The sequence below is a fragment of the Neobacillus drentensis genome, assembly GCF_036965245.1.
Taxonomy (GTDB): domain Bacteria; phylum Bacillota; class Bacilli; order Bacillales; family Cytobacillaceae; genus Neobacillus; species Neobacillus drentensis_G.
On the sequence record NZ_JBALPG010000239.1, the window covers coordinates 6,716 to 7,248 of the forward strand.

The window sequence follows — 533 nt, forward strand, 5'->3', positions numbered from 1 at the left end:
ATCCTCTTTCATATATAATTAAAAAAGGAATCGAATTAGTAAATCAAGGGATTGAAGCAGATGAAGTGGTTACACAATTAAATGCATTAAGGGAATATACCCGTTTGTTTTTAGTTCCATCAAATCTAGACCAGCTTCACAAAAGCGGCCGGGTATCAGGCAGCCAAAAATTAATAGCTTCTCTATTTAATATCAAACCAATCTTAGCTATTGAAGATGGCGCTGCAAAAATAAAAGATAAAGTCCGAACCGAAAAAAAGGCTATCGCTTGGCTGGTAAACAAATTGAAGGAAGACCTTGAAACAAAATCTGTTCGAAAAGTGGTCATCGTCCATGCGAATGACATAAAAAAAGCAACCGAGCTTGAAAATAATATCAACGAAACGATCCCAGCAATTGAAACAGAAATATTGATGCTTATTCCAGTCGCAGGTGTTCATACGGGTGTTGGAACAGTTGGACTGTCATGGGTATGCGAATAAAGGACTCGATTACATTCCTTGAATAGGTAGAAGGTGCAGGAAATTTCCTGC

General features: G+C 37.7%; 1 protein-coding gene. It reads left to right on the top strand.

From position 1 onward, the window contains the following. Window positions 1-482, top strand: a 482-nt coding sequence (locus V7150_RS26250) for a DegV family protein (protein ID WP_335524199.1), incomplete at its 5' end; no start/stop codon positions are given. Between the last annotated feature and the right edge of the window lie 51 nt (window positions 483-533).